Annotated in this window: 18 protein-coding genes and 1 riboswitch; of the genes, 4 read left to right on the plus strand and 14 right to left on the minus strand. The window is 67.0% G+C overall.

Annotation, left to right across the window (positions count from 1 at the left end):
* Nucleotides 1–22 precede the first annotated feature (22 nt).
* From IB275_RS23180 to cobO, 9 genes are all read right to left on the minus strand, one after another.
* Nucleotides 23–610 (minus strand): histidine phosphatase family protein, encoded by a 588-nt coding sequence (locus IB275_RS23180; RefSeq protein WP_192291397.1) that lies wholly within the window; start codon nucleotides 608–610, stop codon nucleotides 23–25.
* Nucleotides 607–1,662: a nicotinate-nucleotide--dimethylbenzimidazole phosphoribosyltransferase gene (gene cobT, locus IB275_RS23185; protein ID WP_192291398.1), complete on the minus strand. Its 1,056-nt coding sequence runs from the start codon at nucleotides 1,660–1,662 to the stop codon at nucleotides 607–609. Before cobT ends, IB275_RS23180 begins: the two co-directional genes overlap by 4 nt.
* Nucleotides 1,659–2,180 (minus strand): bifunctional adenosylcobinamide kinase/adenosylcobinamide-phosphate guanylyltransferase, encoded by a 522-nt coding sequence (cobU, locus tag IB275_RS23190; protein WP_192291399.1) that lies wholly within the window; start codon nucleotides 2,178–2,180, stop codon nucleotides 1,659–1,661. Before cobU ends, cobT begins: the two co-directional genes overlap by 4 nt.
* Nucleotides 2,181–2,411: 231 nt before the next feature.
* Nucleotides 2,412–3,851 (minus strand): cobyric acid synthase, encoded by a 1,440-nt coding sequence (locus tag IB275_RS23195; protein WP_192292521.1) that lies wholly within the window; start codon nucleotides 3,849–3,851, stop codon nucleotides 2,412–2,414.
* A gap of 8 nt (nucleotides 3,852–3,859) precedes the next feature.
* The gene (cobD, locus tag IB275_RS23200) at nucleotides 3,860–4,861 is read right to left on the minus strand and encodes a threonine-phosphate decarboxylase CobD (protein ID WP_192291401.1); all 1,002 of its coding nucleotides are present in this window, start codon (nucleotides 4,859–4,861) and stop codon (nucleotides 3,860–3,862) included.
* A complete protein-coding gene (cbiB, locus tag IB275_RS23205) occupies nucleotides 4,861–5,790 on the minus strand; it encodes an adenosylcobinamide-phosphate synthase CbiB (RefSeq protein WP_192291403.1) in 930 nt (309 codons plus the stop codon). Before cbiB ends, cobD begins: the two co-directional genes overlap by 1 nt.
* Nucleotides 5,787–6,437 (minus strand): 5,6-dimethylbenzimidazole synthase, encoded by a 651-nt coding sequence (gene bluB, locus IB275_RS23210; protein WP_192291405.1) that lies wholly within the window; start codon nucleotides 6,435–6,437, stop codon nucleotides 5,787–5,789. The genes cbiB and bluB overlap by 4 nt, the downstream gene beginning before the upstream one ends.
* Nucleotides 6,434–7,726 (minus strand): cobyrinic acid a,c-diamide synthase CobB, encoded by a 1,293-nt coding sequence (locus IB275_RS23215; protein WP_192291407.1) that lies wholly within the window; start codon nucleotides 7,724–7,726, stop codon nucleotides 6,434–6,436. The genes bluB and IB275_RS23215 overlap by 4 nt, the downstream gene beginning before the upstream one ends.
* Nucleotides 7,727–7,754: 28 nt before the next feature.
* The gene (gene cobO / locus IB275_RS23220) at nucleotides 7,755–8,366 is read right to left on the minus strand and encodes a cob(I)yrinic acid a,c-diamide adenosyltransferase (RefSeq protein ID WP_081520122.1); all 612 of its coding nucleotides are present in this window, start codon (nucleotides 8,364–8,366) and stop codon (nucleotides 7,755–7,757) included.
* A gap of 270 nt (nucleotides 8,367–8,636) precedes the next feature.
* A riboswitch (cobalamin riboswitch) is annotated at nucleotides 8,637–8,858 on the minus strand.
* Nucleotides 8,859–8,988: 130 nt separating this feature from the next.
* Here cobO and IB275_RS23225 point away from each other — a divergent pair.
* Genes IB275_RS23225 through IB275_RS23240 form a run of 4 tightly spaced genes read left to right on the plus strand, consistent with a single transcriptional unit; the run spans nucleotide 8,989 to nucleotide 12,481 of the window.
* Nucleotides 8,989–10,134, plus strand: a complete 1,146-nt coding sequence (locus tag IB275_RS23225) for an ABC transporter permease (protein WP_192291409.1) — start codon at nucleotides 8,989–8,991, stop codon at nucleotides 10,132–10,134.
* Nucleotides 10,131–10,916 carry an ABC transporter ATP-binding protein gene (locus tag IB275_RS23230; protein ID WP_192291411.1) on the plus strand — a complete coding sequence of 262 codons (786 nt, stop codon included), beginning with the start codon at nucleotides 10,131–10,133 and terminating at the stop codon, nucleotides 10,914–10,916. The genes IB275_RS23225 and IB275_RS23230 overlap by 4 nt, the downstream gene beginning before the upstream one ends.
* The gene (locus tag IB275_RS23235) at nucleotides 10,917–11,855 is read left to right on the plus strand and encodes an MlaD family protein (protein WP_081520119.1); all 939 of its coding nucleotides are present in this window, start codon (nucleotides 10,917–10,919) and stop codon (nucleotides 11,853–11,855) included.
* Complete coding sequence (locus IB275_RS23240) at nucleotides 11,852–12,481, plus strand: ABC-type transport auxiliary lipoprotein family protein (RefSeq protein WP_192291413.1); 630 nt, start codon at nucleotides 11,852–11,854, stop codon at nucleotides 12,479–12,481. The genes IB275_RS23235 and IB275_RS23240 overlap by 4 nt, the downstream gene beginning before the upstream one ends.
* Nucleotides 12,482–12,487: 6 nt before the next feature.
* On the opposite strand, the gene IB275_RS23245 is transcribed toward IB275_RS23240, so the two are convergent.
* From IB275_RS23245 to IB275_RS23265, 5 genes are all read right to left on the minus strand, one after another.
* Complete coding sequence (locus IB275_RS23245) at nucleotides 12,488–12,739, minus strand: hypothetical protein (RefSeq protein ID WP_151188007.1); 252 nt, start codon at nucleotides 12,737–12,739, stop codon at nucleotides 12,488–12,490.
* 196 nt (nucleotides 12,740–12,935) lie between these two features.
* Entirely contained in the window at nucleotides 12,936–13,142 is a 207-nt protein-coding gene (locus IB275_RS23250; RefSeq protein WP_045210393.1) for a hypothetical protein, read from the minus strand.
* Between the two features lie 117 nt (nucleotides 13,143–13,259).
* The gene (locus IB275_RS23255; RefSeq protein WP_225601588.1) at nucleotides 13,260–13,694 is read right to left on the minus strand and encodes a hypothetical protein; all 435 of its coding nucleotides are present in this window, start codon (nucleotides 13,692–13,694) and stop codon (nucleotides 13,260–13,262) included.
* A 175-nt stretch (nucleotides 13,695–13,869) separates the two neighbouring features.
* Nucleotides 13,870–16,182 (minus strand): hypothetical protein, encoded by a 2,313-nt coding sequence (locus IB275_RS23260; protein WP_192291414.1) that lies wholly within the window; start codon nucleotides 16,180–16,182, stop codon nucleotides 13,870–13,872.
* Entirely contained in the window at nucleotides 16,182–17,054 is an 873-nt protein-coding gene (locus IB275_RS23265; RefSeq protein WP_192291416.1) for a hypothetical protein, read from the minus strand. The genes IB275_RS23260 and IB275_RS23265 overlap by 1 nt, the downstream gene beginning before the upstream one ends.
* Between the last annotated feature and the right edge of the window lies 1 nt (nucleotide 17,055).

Genomic DNA, 17,055 nt, shown 5'->3' on the forward strand with positions numbered 1-17,055 from the left:
CGGTCCCGGTGCGGGTCGTTCATCAATTGCTTGCCTTGTGGATGCGCCAGCCGTCGCCGTCGCGGGTCACGTCCAGCGCCATGCATTCGCCGTGGGCCACCACCACTTCCAGCAGACGCCTGGCCGGCAGGCCGCTGGCCAGCGCGCCGAGCAGGCGCATCACACCGCCGTGGGTGACGACCAGCACGGACGATCCGGCGTGGGCTTGGTAGAGGCGCTGCAGCGCCGCGAAGACGCGGGATTCGAAGTCGCCCATGGCCTCGCCACCGGGCGGAGGGAAGGCGTACGGATCGTTCCAGAACTGCTCCAGCGCCGCGGCATCGCTCTCCATCAGCTTAGCTGGCGAAAGGCCTTCCCACTGGCCGAAATCCAGCTCCTGCAGGCCCGGCTCGAAGCCCAGCGGCAAGCCATGGCGCGCCGCCAACTCCTCGGCGAAAGCCGCGCAACGCTGCAAAGGCGAGCTGACCAGCACCGACCAGCGGCACTCATCGCCCAGCGCGCCGCGCATCTGCGCCCAGCCGGTTTCGGTCAGCGCATCGTCCAGGCGGCCGCGAAAGCCACCGCCAAGTTCGGTCTCGCCGTGACGCAGCAATTCCAGGCGCAGTGTCATGCCGGACGATCCGACACCGCTGCCTCGGCGAAAGTCGCCATGCCGCTGTGCAACCGGCACGCCTGACGCAGCAGCGGCACTGCCAGCGCAGCACCGCTGCCCTCGCCCAGGCGAAGGCCGAGGTCGAGCAATGGCTGCGCGTCGAGCGCGGCCAGCACGCGATTGTGCCCCGGCTCGGCGCCAGCGTGAGCGAACAGCAGCCAGTCCCGGCAACCGGGGTTGAGGTGAGTGGCGCACAGCGCGGCGGTGGTGCAGATGAAGCCGTCCACCAGCACCGGAATACCTTTCTGTGCGCAGGCGAGGTAGGCGCCCACCAGCGCGGCGATCTCGAAACCGCCGAGACGGCACAGGGCCTCGAAGGGCTCGTCGCAGTGGGCGCGGTGCAGCGCCAGCGCGCGGTCGATCACCTCGACCTTGCGCGCAACGCCCCGCGAATCCAGCCCGGTACCGGGGCCGACCAACACCTGCGCCGGTTCGTCCAGCAGGGCGCAGGCCAGAGCCGCCGCCGAGCTGGTATTGCCGATGCCCATTTCGCCACCGATGAACAGCTCCGCACCGGCCTGCTGCGCTCGGCGCACGGACTCGCGGCCGGACTCCAGGGCGATCAGGCACTGGGCGGCGGTCATCGCCGGTTCCCTGGTGAAGTTCGCGGTGCCGGCTCCGACCATCACATGCAGCACACCCGGCAGCGGCTCCAGCGGCGTGGCAGTACCGAGGTCGATCACCTCCAGGCGCGCGTCGAGGTCGCGGGCCAGCACGCTGATCGCCGCACCGCCGCGCACGAAGTTGCGCAGCATCTCGACGGTCACCGCCTGCGGGTAGGCCGACACGCCTTCGGCGACCACGCCGTGGTCACCGGCGAACAGGGCGATCCAGATGTGTTCCAGAGTTGGCCGCTCGCGGCCCTGCAGGCCGGCCAGGCGAATGGTTTCAACTTCCAGCCGGCCCAGCGCGCCGCGCGGCTTGGTCAGTTGGTCCTGGCGCGCGGCGGCCTTGTCCTGCGCCACACGGTCGATCGGCTGGGTGCCTTGCAGCCACCATTGCAGACTCATAACGCTTCCCCCTTTAACACCATGGGCAGGCCGGCGACGGTGAACACTACACGCTCGCTGACCTCGGCCAGGGACTGGTGCAGCCAGCCGGCCTCGTCGACATATCGGCGGCTGAGTTCGCCCATCGGCACCACGCCCAGCCCGGTTTCGTTGCTGACCAGAATGATGCGTCCGGGCAGTTGCGGCAGTGTTTCCAGCAGCGCGTCGATCTCGCCGCGCAGGCGCCAGCCGTTTTCATGGATCAGCAGATTGGTGACCCACAGGGTCAGGCAGTCCACCAGCACGCACTGCTGCGGCGCCGCCAGGCGCTCCAGCGTGTCGGCCAGAGCCAGCGGTTCTTCCACCAGGCCCCAGTGTTCGGGGCGGCGCTCGCGGTGCTGGAGAATACGCGTGGACATCTCACCGTCGCCGGCCTGGGCCGTGGCGATGTAGGTGACCGGCAGTCCGCTTTCCGCCGCCAGGCGTTCGGCCAGGCGGCTCTTGCCCGAACGGGCGCCGCCGAGGATCAGTTCAAGCATGGACTCTCCGCAATGACGACGTCCCTGTAGGATGGGTGGAGCCTGCGATACCCATCGCATCGCAGCAGGGAATTGATGGGTATCGCTCCGCTCCACCCATCCTACGCGGAGCGATGGTGGCGTTCGGATCGCGCACCTCCGCCTCAGCCGTAGGGCGCATAACGCCCCCGGCGTTATCCGCCGAAACATTGGCAAGACGAAACGGCGGATAACCGCGAACGGTCATCCGCCCTACAGTCCGCACAGCCGACTCAATTTTTCCGTATCCAGATGCGCCTCGACCTGATCGGCCAGGCGCTCGATGTCGCGTTCGCGCAGGGCGTGGTAATCGATGCTCTGCACCTCGCGCAGCCCCGCCCAGCGCAGCAGCGCCGAGCTGGATGCGCTGGACTCGAACAGCCCGTGCAGATAAGTCCCCATCACCTGGCCGTCGGCACTCAACGCGCCGTCACTGCGGCCATCGCTCAGGCGCACGGCCGGGTTCGCCAGCGCCGGGCCTTCGCTGACGCCGGCATGAATCTCGTAACCACTCACCGCAGCCTCTTCCAGCGCCAGCTGGCCGCTGACGTTGCGCAGTTGCTTCTCCGGCTCCAGCACCGTGCAGAAGTTCAGCAGGCCGAGACCGTCGCTCTCCCCCGCCGCGCCTTCCAGGCCGTGCGGGTCGGCCAGGCTGCGGCCGAGCATCTGCAAGCCGCCGCAGATGCCCAACAGCTTGCCGCCGTAGCGCAGGTGACGGCGGATCGCCTCTTCCCAGCCCTGGGCACGGAGGTAGGCCAGGTCCGGCCGCACGCTCTTGGAGCCGGGCAGGATGATCAGGTCCGCCGGCGGGATCGGCTGGCCGGGGCCGACGAAGGTCAGTTCGACCTGCGGGTGCAGGCGCAGAGGGTCGAAGTCGGTGTGGTTGCTGATTCGCGGCAGCACCGGTACCACCACGCGCAGGTGCTCGCCGGTCTTGGCGGCCTGACGGGTATCGATGGCGTCCTCGGCTTCCAGGTGGAAGTCCATCAGGTACGGCAGCACGCCGAGTACCGGCACGCCGGTGCGTTCTTCCAGCCAGTCGAGGCCGTTCTGCAGCAACGCGATGTCGCCGCGAAAACGGTTGATGACGAAGCCTTTTACCCGCGCCCGCTCGCTCTCGGAGAGCAGCTCCAGGGTGCCGACCAGATGGGCGAACACGCCGCCACGATCGATGTCGGCAATCAGGATCACCGGGCAGTCCACCGCCTCGGCGAAGCCCATGTTGGCGATGTCGTTGGCGCGCAGGTTGATCTCCGCCGGCGACCCCGCGCCCTCCACCATCACCACCGGGTACTGCGCGCTGAGGCGCTCGTGGGATTCAAGCACCGCCTGCATCGCCACGCGCTTGTAGTCGTGGTAGGCCACGGCGTTCATGCTGGTCACCGCGCGGCCGTGGATGATCACCTGGGCGCCGGTGTCGCTGTTGGGCTTGAGCAGCACCGGGTTCATGTCGGTGTGCGGCGCCAGGTGGCAGGCCTGCGCCTGAACCGCCTGGGCGCGGCCGATCTCGCCGCCGTCGGCGGTCACCGCGCTGTTCAGCGCCATGTTCTGCGGCTTGAACGGCGCCACGGCCACGCCCTGACGGCGCAGCCAGCGGCACAGCGCCGTCACCAGCGTGCTCTTGCCTGCATCGGACGTCGTGCCCTGCACCATCAGCGTGCTCAACGCAGGCTCTCCATCTGGTTGAAGGTGCGCAGGCCATGCTCCAGGCGTTCCCAGCCCTTCTCGTCCGGCGGCAGGCCGAAGCGCAGGCTGCCGGGCGTCTCGAACAGGCGCACGAGGATGCCCTGGCGCGCCAGGTGATCGCGCAGCGCGTGGGCGCGCATGGAGACCACCCACTGGAACAAGGCCGTGCCGCCCTGCGGGGCGAACCCATGTTCGCCGAGCAACCCGGCCAGATGCCGGCTCGCCTCATGCAGATCGCGGCGCCGCTGGATCTGCTCCTGGAACTCGCCCAGCACGGCCTGCGCGACCCAGCGCGTCGGGCCGTTCACCGACCAGGGGCCGAGCAGTTTCGCCAGACTATCCAGCAGGCGCGGTTCGGCGAAGGCGAAGCCCAGCCGTGCCCCGGCGAGGCCGAAGAACTTGCCGAAGGAGCGCAGCACAATCAATCCCGGACGGCTCGCGCAGCTGGGCGCCAGGCTATGCTCGGGCGTGCAGTCCATGAAGGCTTCGTCCACCACCAGCCAACCGCCGCGTTCCTGCAGACGCGCGTGCCACTCCAGCAGCACGCCGGCCTCGATGCGCCGACCGGTAGGGTTGTTCGGGTTGACCACCACCAGCACGTCGAAGCGCTCCAGGTGATGAGGGACCTCCTGGTCGCTGACCTCGCGCAGGATGTGTCCGGCGGCGCGCCAGGACTCGGCGTGCTCGGCATAACAGGGTGAGATCACGCCGACCTTGCCCGGCCGGCGCAGGCGCGGCAGCAACTGGATCGCCGCCTGGCTGCCGGGCAGCGGCAGCAGCTTCTCGGCACCGTAGTAGCGGCGCGCAGCGGCTTCCAGGCCGTCGCTGTCTTCGGGCAGGCGCATCCAGGCGGCTGCCGGCACGCTGGGCAGCGCCCAGGGCCAGGGCGAAATACCGGTGGACAGGTCGAGCCACTCGGAGAGCGGAATGCCGTATTGCTGCGCCGCTTTGCGCAACCGGCCGCCATGTTCGAGCATCAGAGCACTCCCAGGATGAAGATGACCACCAGCCACAGCAGCACGCCCTGACGTACCAGGGCCAGCGCGCGCCAGATGTCCGCGGCGGTCGGCGCCGGGCCTTCGCCCAGCTGTGGGCGCTCATGGAGTTCGCCGTGGTAACGGGCGGAACCACCGAGCGATACCCCCAGGGCGCCCGCACCGGTCGCCATCACCGGGCCGGCGTTGGGGCTGTCCCACTGCGGCGCCTGTGCGCGCCAGCAACGCAGGGCGAGACGGGTGTGGCCGAGCAGCGCGTAGGTGAATGCCACCAGGCGCGCCGGGATGTAGTTGAGCACATCGTCGATCTTCGCCGCGGCCCAGCCAAAGCGTTCGAAGCGCGCGTTGCGGTAGCCCCACATGGCGTCGAGAGTATTGCTCAGGCGATAGAGCACCACGCCCGGCGCACCGGCCACGGCAAACCAGAACAGCGCGGCATAGACCGCATCGCTACCGTTCTCCAGCACCGACTCGGTGGCGGCGCGGGCCACGGCGGTGTCGTCCAGTTCGGCGGTTTCGCGGCTGACCATGTAGCCCACGCGCAGGCGCGCTTCGTTCAGGTCTCCGGCGCGCAGGGCCAGTGCCACCGGCTCGGCATGTTCGCCCAGGCTACGCAGGCCCAGCGCGGCGTACAGCGCGAGCGCCTGCACGACCCAGCCGACATAGGGCAGCAGGCTGAGCAATAGCGCGATCAGGGTGAGCGGGATCACCGCCAGTACCCAGGCGGTGACGCCGTGGCTGCGCCAGCCGAGGCCGGGGGTGTCCTTGCCGGCGTCGGCGCGGGAGCGATTGAAACGCCGCTCCAGCCGATCCGCCAGACGTCCGAAGGCCACCAGCGGGTGCCAGCGTCTCGGTTCGCCGAACAGGGCATCCAGCACCACGCCGAGGACGCTCAGCAGGGCCAGGCTCATGGCTGTTCTCCCCAGTGGTTCTCGTACAGCAGCTCGCTGAGCGCGCGCGGTTGGCGCCAGCCTTCCAGGGCCAGCATCGGCGCCGGGTAGAACTCGCTGACCGGGCCAAGGCAGATCACCGCCACCGCCTCGGCGCCCACTGGCAGGCCGAGCAGTTCACCCAGCGCGGCGGGGTCGAACAGCGATACCCAGCCCATGCCCAGGCCCTCGGCGCGCGAGGCCAGCCAGAGGTTCTGGATGGCACAGGACAACGAGGCCAGGTCCATGTTCGGCAAGGTACGGCGACCAAAGACGTGCGCTTCGCGGCCATCCATCAGCGCGGCCACCAGCACTTCGGCGCAGTCGAGCACGCCCTCGACCTTGAGACGCATGAACTCGTCGGAACGCTCGCCCAGTGCCTCGGCGGTGCGCACGCGCTCCGCCTCCACCAGCCCATGGATCGCTTCGCGCAGATCCCGCGAGGTGACGCGGATGAACCGCCACGGCTGCATAAGCCCGACGCTGGGTGCCTGGTGCGCCGCTTCGAGCAGGCGCGCGAGCAGTTCGGGCGCCACCTCGCCGCCGCTGAAATGACGCATGTCGCGGCGCTCGGCAATGGCGCGATAGAGCGCGGCGCGCTCCTCAAGGCTGTAGGCGTGCTCGGTCATGGTCTCAGCAGGGCGGCTGCGGCGTCCGGGTCGGACGGCAGGTAGAAATGGATGTAGGAGGCGGTGAGCCGGCCGCGGCGAAACACCGCTTCGGCCACCGGCTTGTCGTTGGGGCAGACGCCACGGGCCAGCGGCTCCTCGCTGCTGTCCAGCAACGAATGGTGGAAGGTGTGCCCGCGCAGGGTGCCTTCGGGCAGCGTCACCGCTTGCAGCGCCAGCGCGGCGAGGCGCTTCTGCATGCGCGCTTCGCCCGGCAGCAGGCCGAGCAGTGCGGCGCGTTCACCAGCCACATCGGTCAGCGCATCGAGCAGATAGAGCATGCCGCCGCACTCGGCGAGGATCGGCTTGCCCATCTCGTGATGCGCGTGGATGGCCTGGGCCATGGCGCGGTTCCCGGCCAGCGCCTGCAGGTGCAGTTCCGGGTAGCCGCCGGGCAGGTAGAGGCTGTCCACTTCCGGCAACGCGTCATCACGCAGCGGCGAGAAGAACACCAGCTCGGCACCCAGCGTACGCAGCAGGTCGAGATTGGCCTGGTAGAGGAACGCAAAGGCGTTGTCCCGCGCCACGCCGATGCGCACGTCATCGAGGCGGGAGGATTCGCCGCGCGGCTCGGGCGCGGCAAAGCTCACCGGCAGCGGCAGCTCGGTACTGGCGCTGGCCGCCAGGGCATCGGCGGCGGCGTCCAGGCGGGCGTCGAGGTCAGCCAGCTCGTCGGCCTGCACCAGGCCGAGGTGTCGGCTGGGCAGTTCCACTTCGGTATCGCGCGGCAGCGCGCCATACCAGCGAATCCACTCCGGCAGGCTGTCGCGCACCAGGTCGCGGTGACGCTGGCTGCCGATACGGTTGGCGAGCACGCCGGAGAACGGCAGGTCGCTCTGGTAGGTCGCCATGCCAACGGCCATGGCGCCGAAGGTCTGCGCCATGGACTGGCCGTTGATCACCGCCATCACCGGCACATTGAAGCGCCGCGCCAGGTCGGCCGCAGACGGCGAGCCGTCGAACAGGCCCATCACGCCTTCGATGAGGATCAGGTCGGCCTCGCCGGCGGCCTCCCACAGCAGCCGACGGCTCTCTTCCTCGCCGACCATCCACAGGTCCAGCTGGTAGACAGGCGCGTCACTGGCTCGGGCGAGGATCATCGGGTCGAGGAAGTCCGGGCCGCACTTGAACACCCGCACCTTGCGCCCGAGGCGTGTGTGCAGGCGTGCCAGGGCGGCGGTCACGGTGGTCTTGCCCTGCCCGGAAGCGGGGGCGGCGATCAGCAATGCGGGGCATTGGCGCGAGGTCATACGACGCGCTCCGCCACAACGGGATGCATCAGAACTCCACCCCTTTCTGCGCCTTGATGCCGGCTTTGAAGGCGTGTTTCACCAGGCCCATCTCGGTCACGGTGTCGGCGGCCTCGAGCATCGCCGGCTGCGCGCCACGGCCGGTGGCGACCACATGCTGCATGGGCGGACGGGCGGCGATGTCGGCCAGCACGGTGTCCAGCTCCAGGTAGCCGTGCTTGAGGGCGATATTCACCTCGTCCAGCACCACCAGGCCGACTTCGGGGTCGGCCAGCAGCTGGCGCGCCACGTCCCAGGCGAACTGCGCCTTGGCGATGTCGCGCTGGCGGTCCTGGGTTTCCCAGGTAAAGCCTTCGCCCATCACATGGAAGCTGACTTCCTCGGGGAAACGGCGGAAGAACGCCTCCTCGCCTGTGGTCGCGGCACCCTTGATGAACTGCACCACGCCCACCTTCATGCCGTGGCCCAGTGCGCGGGCGACCATGCCGAAGGCCGAGCTGCTCTTGCCCTTGCCGTTGCCGCTGTTGACCAGGAACACGCCGCGCTCCCCCTGGGCCTGGGCGATCTTCTCGTCGATCACTGCCTTCTTGCGCTGCATGCGCGAGCGATGGCGCTCGTCCTTTTCCGGGGATTCAGTCATGGGTGGTTGCTCCTGAAACGAATTGCGCAGGCGTCAGGCTGCCGGCCGGGTGGCAGCGAACGAGGAATGGAACAGGCAGGGATGAACCACAGGCGCGCAGAAGCGCCATGCGGCAGAGGTCGCCCAGCACAGAGGCTGTCGACCTGGGGAATAGGGATTTCACCTGAAGGATTCTCCGCCGCTCTCACCCGCGCGGCACTGACCAGTCGGGGCAGGCGGAGGACGGCAACGCGCGGCGCGCAGCGCCGACGTCGGCAGCGCCTCCCGCGATGCCATGCGATGCAGCAGGCCGGTCTCCGGGCTTGCGAGTGACGCCGTGAGGCTGTCGATGAACCGCGCCTTCCCATGCCGTGGCACAGTGGCTGTCTGCGGTTCGAAGCTCGCTTACCGTTGCGGGGGCAGCGCCGGAATGGTCGATTGCGCATCGATTTCACCGGCTTCCCTGTTTCACTCGCGGCTTGCGCCGGGAGCACCTGAAGCAGGCGCGCAGCTTAGTGGCTGGCGACCTGGGGCGTCAATTGAACAGGATATCGCCGGGCTTGTCCCAGCAGCAGGCGGCCGCTCTACAATGCGACACACCTGTCCAATCATGGCACTGTGTAACTCCGCTAGAATGCGAACCATGACGATGACCGCCCAGCCCGGCCAGCTTCAGCTCGACACCTCCGCCAGCCCACCGCTGATGCACGTCAGCGGCGACTGGACGCTCGCGCATTTCTCCGCGCTGGAAGCCCAGGTAGCCGCCCAGCGTCACGCCGAGTCCCCCGCCGCGCTGGACTTCGCCGGCCTCGGCGCGCTGGACACCGCCGGCGCCGCCCTGCTCGCCGAGATCATCGGCGGCGCGCGCATGAGCCAGCTGGAACAGATCGCCCGCAACCTCTCCGCCGAACGCCAGGCATTGCTGCGCGCCGTCGGCAGCGCCATCACCCAGTGCCGCCTGGACGAAAAGGCGCCGGAGCCGGGCAACGCGCTGGTCGACGTGCTGGAACGCATCGGCATCGCCACCCTGACCTTCCGCGAGCACCTGGTCGGCCTGCTCGGCTTCATCGGCCTGACCCTGCAGACGCTCCTGCGCAACCTGCTGCGCCCAAGACGCTGGCGGCTCACCTCGCTGGCCGCGCACATGGAGGAAACCGGGCTGGACGCCGTGCCCATCGTCGCCCTGCTGACCTTCATGGTCGGCGCGGTGGTGGCCTTCCTTGGCGCCACGGTGCTGCAGAAATTCGGCGCACAGATCTACACCGTCGACCTGGTGGGCTTCTCCTTCCTGCGCGAATTCGGCGTGCTGCTCACCGCGATCCTGCTTGCCGGCCGTACCGCCAGTGCCTTCACCGCGCAGATCGGCTCGATGAAAGCCAACCAGGAAATCGACGCCATCCAGGCCCTGGGCCTGGACCCTGTGGAACTGCTGGTGTTACCGCGGGTGCTGGCCCTGCTGCTGACCCTGCCAATGCTGACCTTCCTGGCGATGATCTCCGGCATCTTCGGCGGCGGCGTGGTCTGTGCCCTCGCCCTGGATATCTCGCCGCGCATGTTCCTCTACATGCTGCAGAACGATATCGCCGTGCAGCACTTCCTGGTCGGCATCGTCAAAGCCCCGGTGTTTGCCTTCATCATCGCCGTGATCGGCTGCCTGGAAGGCTTCCGCGTCAGCGGCAGTGCGCAGTCGGTGGGAGAGCACACGACCTCCAGCGTCGTCCAGTCGATCTTCGTGGTGATCCTGCTGGATGCGGTCTTCGCACTGTTCTTCATGGAGATGGGCTGGTGAGCGAACCGATCATCGTCGTCCGCGACCTCGCCAACCGCTTCGGCACCCATGCCGTGCACGAGCATCTGGACCTCGACGTGATGAAGGGCGAGATCCTCGGCGTGGTCGGCGGTTCGGGCACCGGCAAGTCAGTGCTGCTGCGCAGCATCATCGGCCTGCGCCAGCCCAGCGAAGGCAGCGTGCATGTGTTCGGGCAGAACCTGCCAGCGCTGTCCACGCTCGAGCGTTCGAAGCTGGAAAGGCGCTTCGGCGTACTGTTCCAGAATGGCGCGCTGTTCTCTTCGCTGACCGTGAGCGAAAACATCTGCCTGCCGCTGATCGAGCATGCCGGGTTGTCCCGCGCCGATGCGCAGTTCATGGCCAAGGTGAAGATTTCCCTCGCCGGCCTGCCGCCGGACGCCGGCGGCAAATACCCCGCCGAGCTTTCCGGCGGCATGGTCAAGCGCGCGGCCCTGGCCCGCGCCCTGGCGCTGGACCCGGACATCCTGTTCCTCGATGAACCCACCGCCGGCCTCGACCCCATCGGCGCGGCGGCTTTCGACCAACTCATCCTGACCCTGCGCGACGCCTTCGGCCTCACGGTGTTCCTGGTCACCCACGACCTGGACACTCTCTACACCATCTGCGACCGCGTCGCCGTGCTCTCGCAGAAGCGCGTGCTGGTGGTGGGGCCGCTGGAGCAGGTCGCCCGGACCGACGACGCCTGGGTGCAGGACTACTTCCACGGCCCGCGCGGCCGTGCTGCGCTGCAGGCCACCGAACACCTGCGGGAGGAAAACTGAATGGAAACCCGTGCCCATCACGTGCTGATCGGCCTGTTCACCCTGGTCGTGTCGATCGGCGCGCTGCTCTTCGCTCTGTGGCTGGCGCAGTCGAGCAACGACCAGAAGTACAAGATCTACGACGTGATCTTCAACGAGGCGGTGACCGGCCTGTCCGAGGGCGGCACCGTGCAGTACAGCGGCATCCGCGTGGGTGACGTGGTGTCCCTGCGCCTGGACCCGAACGACCCGCGCAAGGTCCGCGCACGCATCCGCGTCTACGACAGCACACCGATCCGCGAAGACACGCGCGCCAAGCTGGCCCTCACCGGCGTCACCGGCCAGGCCATCATCCAGCTCTCCAGCGCCGCCCAGGACAGCCCACCGCTGGCCAGCAAGGACGGCGAGGTGCCGGTGATCAAGACCATCCCTTCGCCTTTCGCCAAACTGCTGGCCAACGGCGAGGACATCGCGACCAACATCAACAACCTGATCAACAACGTGAACCGCATGTTCTCCCAGGAGAATGTCGACCGCATCAGCCGCACCCTGGACCACATCGACCAGGCCACCGGCGTGGTAGCCGAGCAACGCGACGACATCCGCCAGACCTTCAAGGAACTGGCCGCCGCCAGCGAGCAGGCGCGCATCACCCTGGCCAACGCCAGCCAGCTGCTCGAACGGGCCAACCAGACCCTGGGCGGCAAGGGCCAGGACATCCTCGACGACACCCAGAAGACCCTCGCCTCCCTGCGCACCAGCAGCGAGCGCGTGGAACAACTGCTGGGCAGCAACTACGACTCGGTGAATGGCGGCCTCAATGGCCTGGGCGAGATCGGCCCGGCGATCCGCGAACTGCGCTCCACCCTGGAAGACCTGCGCGGCGTCACCCGCCGCCTGCAGGAGAACCCCACCGGCTACCTGCTCGGCCGCGAGCGCAACAAGGAGTTCCAGCCATGACCGCCCTTCCCCGCCTGCTCGGTGTCGCCGCCCTGGTCAGCCTGCTGGGCGCCTGCTCGATCCTCCCGGAAGCGGAGAGCCCGGACTTCTACCTGCTGCCCGCCACCCAGCAACCCGCGCGCAGCAATGCGGCGGTCAACTGGTCGCTGCGCGTCAGCGCCCCCAACGCCAGCCTGGCACTGGACAGCAACCGCATCGCCGTGGTCCCGCAGGGCAACCAGCTGAGCAGCTACCAGGGCGCGCGCTGGAGCAACCGTGCACCGGGCCTGCTGCGTGACCGTCTGCTCGACGCCTTCACCGCCAACAGCAGCGTACACGCCCTGAGCAGCGACGAAGCCAGCCTGCAGGCCGACCTCGACCTGACCGGCGAGCTGCGCGCCTTCCAGAGCGAGTACCAGAACGGCCAGCCGGTGATCCACATCCGCTACGACGCGCGCCTGGTGCGCACCCTCGGCCAGCGCATCGTTGCCTCGCACACCTTCGAGGTCCGCCAGCCGGTGGACGGCAAGCAGGTGCCCGAAGTGGTCAGCGCCTTCGGCAAGGCGGCCGACCAGCTTTCCGCGCAGGTGGTGGAGTGGACGTTGCAGCAGGGGCAGCAGCAAAAGTTCACGCCGCCTGCCCCGTAAGAGGGCTCAGCGACAGTGGTAGGGGCTTTCGCCTTCCAGCTCCTGATCCGTTTCCACGTCCTTGATGGTGACGATGGCCTTCGGATAGACCGAGCAGAGTGAGTTGCGCACCGTATAGATGCCGCTGCCATGGGCGAGGAACTTGCCGTTGCTCAGGGCCTTGCCGGATTCGTCACGGGCACTGACTTCGTAATTGCCGGTCATGGTGATGCAGCCGGCGAGGGCCAGCAGGGAAAGGACGGGAACGAGGACTTTCATGGATTCTCCTTGGACGCGAGGCGCCCCTTCTGCCGGGGCATAGGGCGCAGGTGTCTATCCGTGACGGGTTCGCGAGAGCGGGAATGGCCAGCCAGCATGGCAAGGCCGATGCGGATACGACCGATACCGGTCGCCGCAGTTCAGCCAGCGCCCCCACAAGAGCGCCGGCTGACGGTGTTTCAGACGAGAGGCTACTTCAGCGCTTGCCCATCGAGCGACGCGAGCCGCGCGGGTGCGGCGGGCGGTACTCGGCCTGGTCGTGAGGCTTGCGATGCTGGTAGGCGGTTTTCGCCTGCTGCTGCGCAGCCAGTGCGGCCTTGGCCAGCTCGGCCAGGGAGAGTTTGGGTTGTTCCTGCGCGTTGTCGGCGCTTTCGTCGCGGGGCGGCTGCTGAGAGGACGTCATGGGTAGACCGGTTCTGAAAGGTTTGAATCGGTGCACATGATAGCCGAAGTCGCCCTCTGCCGGCTGCCCGCCCGCACGAACGGCGCGGGCCGGGCCTTCAACCGGCACGCAAAGCCATCAGCTCGGCGGGAACAGCGTGTCCGGGCGGGTCACGTACTCGGTCGCTTCGGCTTCGGTCATCACCCAGATCTGGCTGATTCGGCTATCCAGGCCCATCTTGATACCGACGAACTTGCCGGCGATCTTCGGCAGCATGCCGTAGACCATGAAGCGGTTGTCCTCATCACGGATGCGGATGCTGACCGACAGCGGATAGCTGATGGTCTTCTGGTACAACCCGATAGTGATCACCTGGCGCAGCAGGCTCGGCTTCGGCCGCTTGAGGGTGATCACCGGATAAACCGCACTGTCGACGAAACCCACCATCATCCCCGAAGGAATCACCCGGTCGGCCAGCGCCGGGCTGCTCAGCCCCAGTATCAGGGCCAGTGCGCCGAGCAGCTGAAGCGTCCAGCGTTGCAGCGAAGCGCGTGAAGGTACTGCTGATGTCATCGGATTTCCCGCCCTGGTTTTCCTGTTTTCGTTATCGCCCGGTTATGGCTTCCGGATCTGAGCGTGGAGCGTAGCGGTTCGCCGCGCCGCTGTCCGCACATTGATTCACAGCCCTTGCAGACAACGGCACCTACTGCTGCAGGGAGGCGCCGCGGTGGAAAACTCCGTTACGCCTTTACTTCACTTCATGCAATTCGATGCGCGTCAGGGAGACGCCCAGCACCCGGACGTCCTGGGAGCCGTAAAGCCGCTGAGGCGACTCAGGCTTGTCGACCTCGACCCAGACACTCTGCACGGAACCTTCGGTGCAAACCGGCACACTGTAGATCCGCGGGTCAGGAGTGACGCTCTGGTGCGACTCGCTCCAGTCGATACCACGGCAACTCTGCCTCAAGCTGACGCCTACGTGCCTGTCCGCACTGGCGGCGAATGCCCCCAGGGTGAGCTGGAATTCACAAAGACGGTCCTGACAACCACGGGGAATCGGCAGCTGCAAGCGAGCCTTGCTCCCGGACCAGACATGTCCGGATTCCACCGGATACCATCCCGCGGCGAGCACGGAATCCAGCTCACTGAAGCCCTGACGAATCACGATGGGGAACTGGATCTTCTCCGCCCATTGGCCGAGCGCCTGCTGCATCTGAGCGGGAGACTTCAGGCGTACGGTGGCGAACCATTCACCGTCCTCGACCTGCAGCCAGGGCGATTGGGCCAGCCGCTGCACAAGATCATGCCTTTGCTGTCGGATATCCGCAGGGCAGGAGAAGTGGGGGGCCAGTTCGAGGTCCGCCCTCTGCTCCACAGCAAGGCGCATGCTGGTCTGCTCGAGACAGGGCCAAACACGCACCGCCCAGAGCATGTCGATGTAGGGGAATACGAGCGCGTCCGCATCTTTTGTCAGCAGCAGGCGGGTCAGCGATTCGACATCCAGGGCGGCTGGGGCCCCGGCGCCCATGGCTTGAAACGCCGGGGGCCACCGCTGGTAGGCCTTTTCAAGGTTCTTGTCGCCGCCGATATTGAAAGTGCGAACCTTGAGCCTGGACGCCATGTAATTCGCCATGAAATCGTTGCCCCAGGGGACAAAGGCCACCAATTCCCCCGGATACAACTGTTTACCCAGCGGCTCGACCATCTGCCCGTCCATGAGGGCGAACATAGAGCGAGAGTCCTCTCCCCATCGCCAATGCGCAATCATGTGCGGAAGGTTGAGCAGGGTCAGGCTGCCCAACAATACCCAGCCAAGGCGGCGCCTATGCATGTCTGGCGCGTGCAGCATGAGGAGAAGCCAGGCAGCAAAAACACCCAGCGCAGCCCAGCGATAAACCGCGCGCATGGAATTGAAGCCCGGCAAATGCTCCCAGACCCAGGCGGTCCCCGTCGGAGCGAGTGCGCGCTCTGCCGGCATCAAGGGCGCAAGTGTTTCGGCGCGCTGGTCCGGCACACCCTGCGGCTTGATCGAGTGAACCTTGAGCGAAGGCCCGAGCGCCAGATAGTAGGCCAACAGCAGTGCGCCAATCAGCGTCACGGTCAATGCCCGGCGACGACGAGACAGAGCTGTTGCCACTCCTGCGGCCAACAGCAATGGCAAGGCGAAGGTGGTCTGCCAGGTCGATACATCGCCATAGAAGCGCTCGGCAGAACGATACTCACTGAGGCCCAGGAGATCCGGAATCCACAAGACGCCTCGACTGGGCGCGACAAGGTAGCTCAGATCCAGCCCCCACCCCCGGAAGAATTCAAGCGGCGACTTGGAAAACTCGGCAACTCCGACGTAGCGGGTGTAGGACCAATAGGCCAACGCGAAGCCTGCGAGATGAACAGGCATCGCCCAGAAGAGTACCCTGGCGCGCGGCAGCACCTGGAAAACCAAGGCGTAGCACAGTGCGAGGCTGGAGCCGACGGCGAACATCACAAAGGTGTATCCGTCCATGAACACCGCAATGAAGGCCGCAACCAGATACCCCGCAGCACCGGCCAAAGGCTTGACTGTGGTATCTAGCAGGCGCATCAGCGACCAGAAATAGAAAGGAAGCAGCGCGATTCCCAGGGAGAGCATGCTATAGCCGGCATGTGCCCAAATGACCGGCTGGGTCGCCCACACCACCGCGCCCAGTGTGGCCAGGTTTGGCGTGCAACCCAATCGCAGCGCAATCTGCCGCGCGGCCAGAAACGCCACGATCAGCCAGAGCGCGACCATCATCGAATAGGCATCGGCGGGCTGCAGCCCGAGCCGCAACAGGATGTTCACCGGCCAGGCGCCGGCCAGACCGAAGGCAATGGCAGCGCTGCTGGGTACACCAATGTCCTGGGCATATAGCGAGCCCAGCCCATGATTGGCCAACGACTGGGCGAACCCCGTGGTCCAGACAGCCTGGCCCAGCGTCGGGGTCAGAAGGCCCGGCACGGCATTGTTCAACAGGCACACAAAGGCTATTGCAAGGCACAGCACCAGGTACCGACTGAAACCACTCTTGGACAACCAGTTCATCAATGCTTTCCTGAATCCAGATCCCGCACGACCAACGCAGCGCAGAAGAACAGCAGATCCCCGCAGACCGTCACCACTCGCCCCAGCACCACCGCCAGGAGCAAGTCCGCTTCAGCCACCATAGACTTGAGTACGACCAGCAGGACCAACTCCCGCACGCCGACGCCGGCCGGTGCGCCAGGCGTGACCAGTCCGACCAGCCAGGCTACGACGAAGGCCCCCGCAACAATGGGCCATTCATGGGCAGGGAGTACGGTCTGCAAAGCGGTCAGCTCCACCAGCACAACGAAGATCGACGCGGAGATCAGCAAAAACAGAATCTGCCATGCCAGCGCCAGGACTCCGTCCCGGCCCAGGAAGCGATACACGCCGTACATTCCGAGCACAACGGCCAGGCACCAGATCACCGGCCCCAGCAGCCAGGGCAGCGCGGGTAAAAGTACCGGGACCAGCAAGACAACGAACAACCCGCCCGCCCCCGCCAGTAGCGCAAGCTCAAAAGCGATGGACTTGGCCAGCCCGCGGCCCGGCCAACCCGCGGCCATCCCCAGCGCCTGTCGGCCAGCGACATGGAGGATGTTCCCCGGCAGATACTTGGCCAGTTGCGAGAGCCCGTAAGCCCTGACCGCCCAGCGCCGGGACGCGCGGATATCAAAGCGCCGCAACAGGCAGTGCCAGGCCAGCACGAGCGGCCCATTGGCCAGCGCGTAGGTCAGAGCCAGCCCGGCAATGATCAACCAGTGCGAGAAAGAGATTGCCGCCGGATCGAACTGAGTACCGTACTGCCTGAGGCGCAGAGCCACGAACAGCAGGCTGAGCACAGCCAGGAAACTGCCGCCCCAGTGCAGCAGCTTGCGCCAGGAGAACGCCATC

This window comes from Pseudomonas sp. PDM21 (genome assembly GCF_014852505.2).
In the GTDB taxonomy this organism is placed as follows: domain Bacteria; phylum Pseudomonadota; class Gammaproteobacteria; order Pseudomonadales; family Pseudomonadaceae; genus Pseudomonas.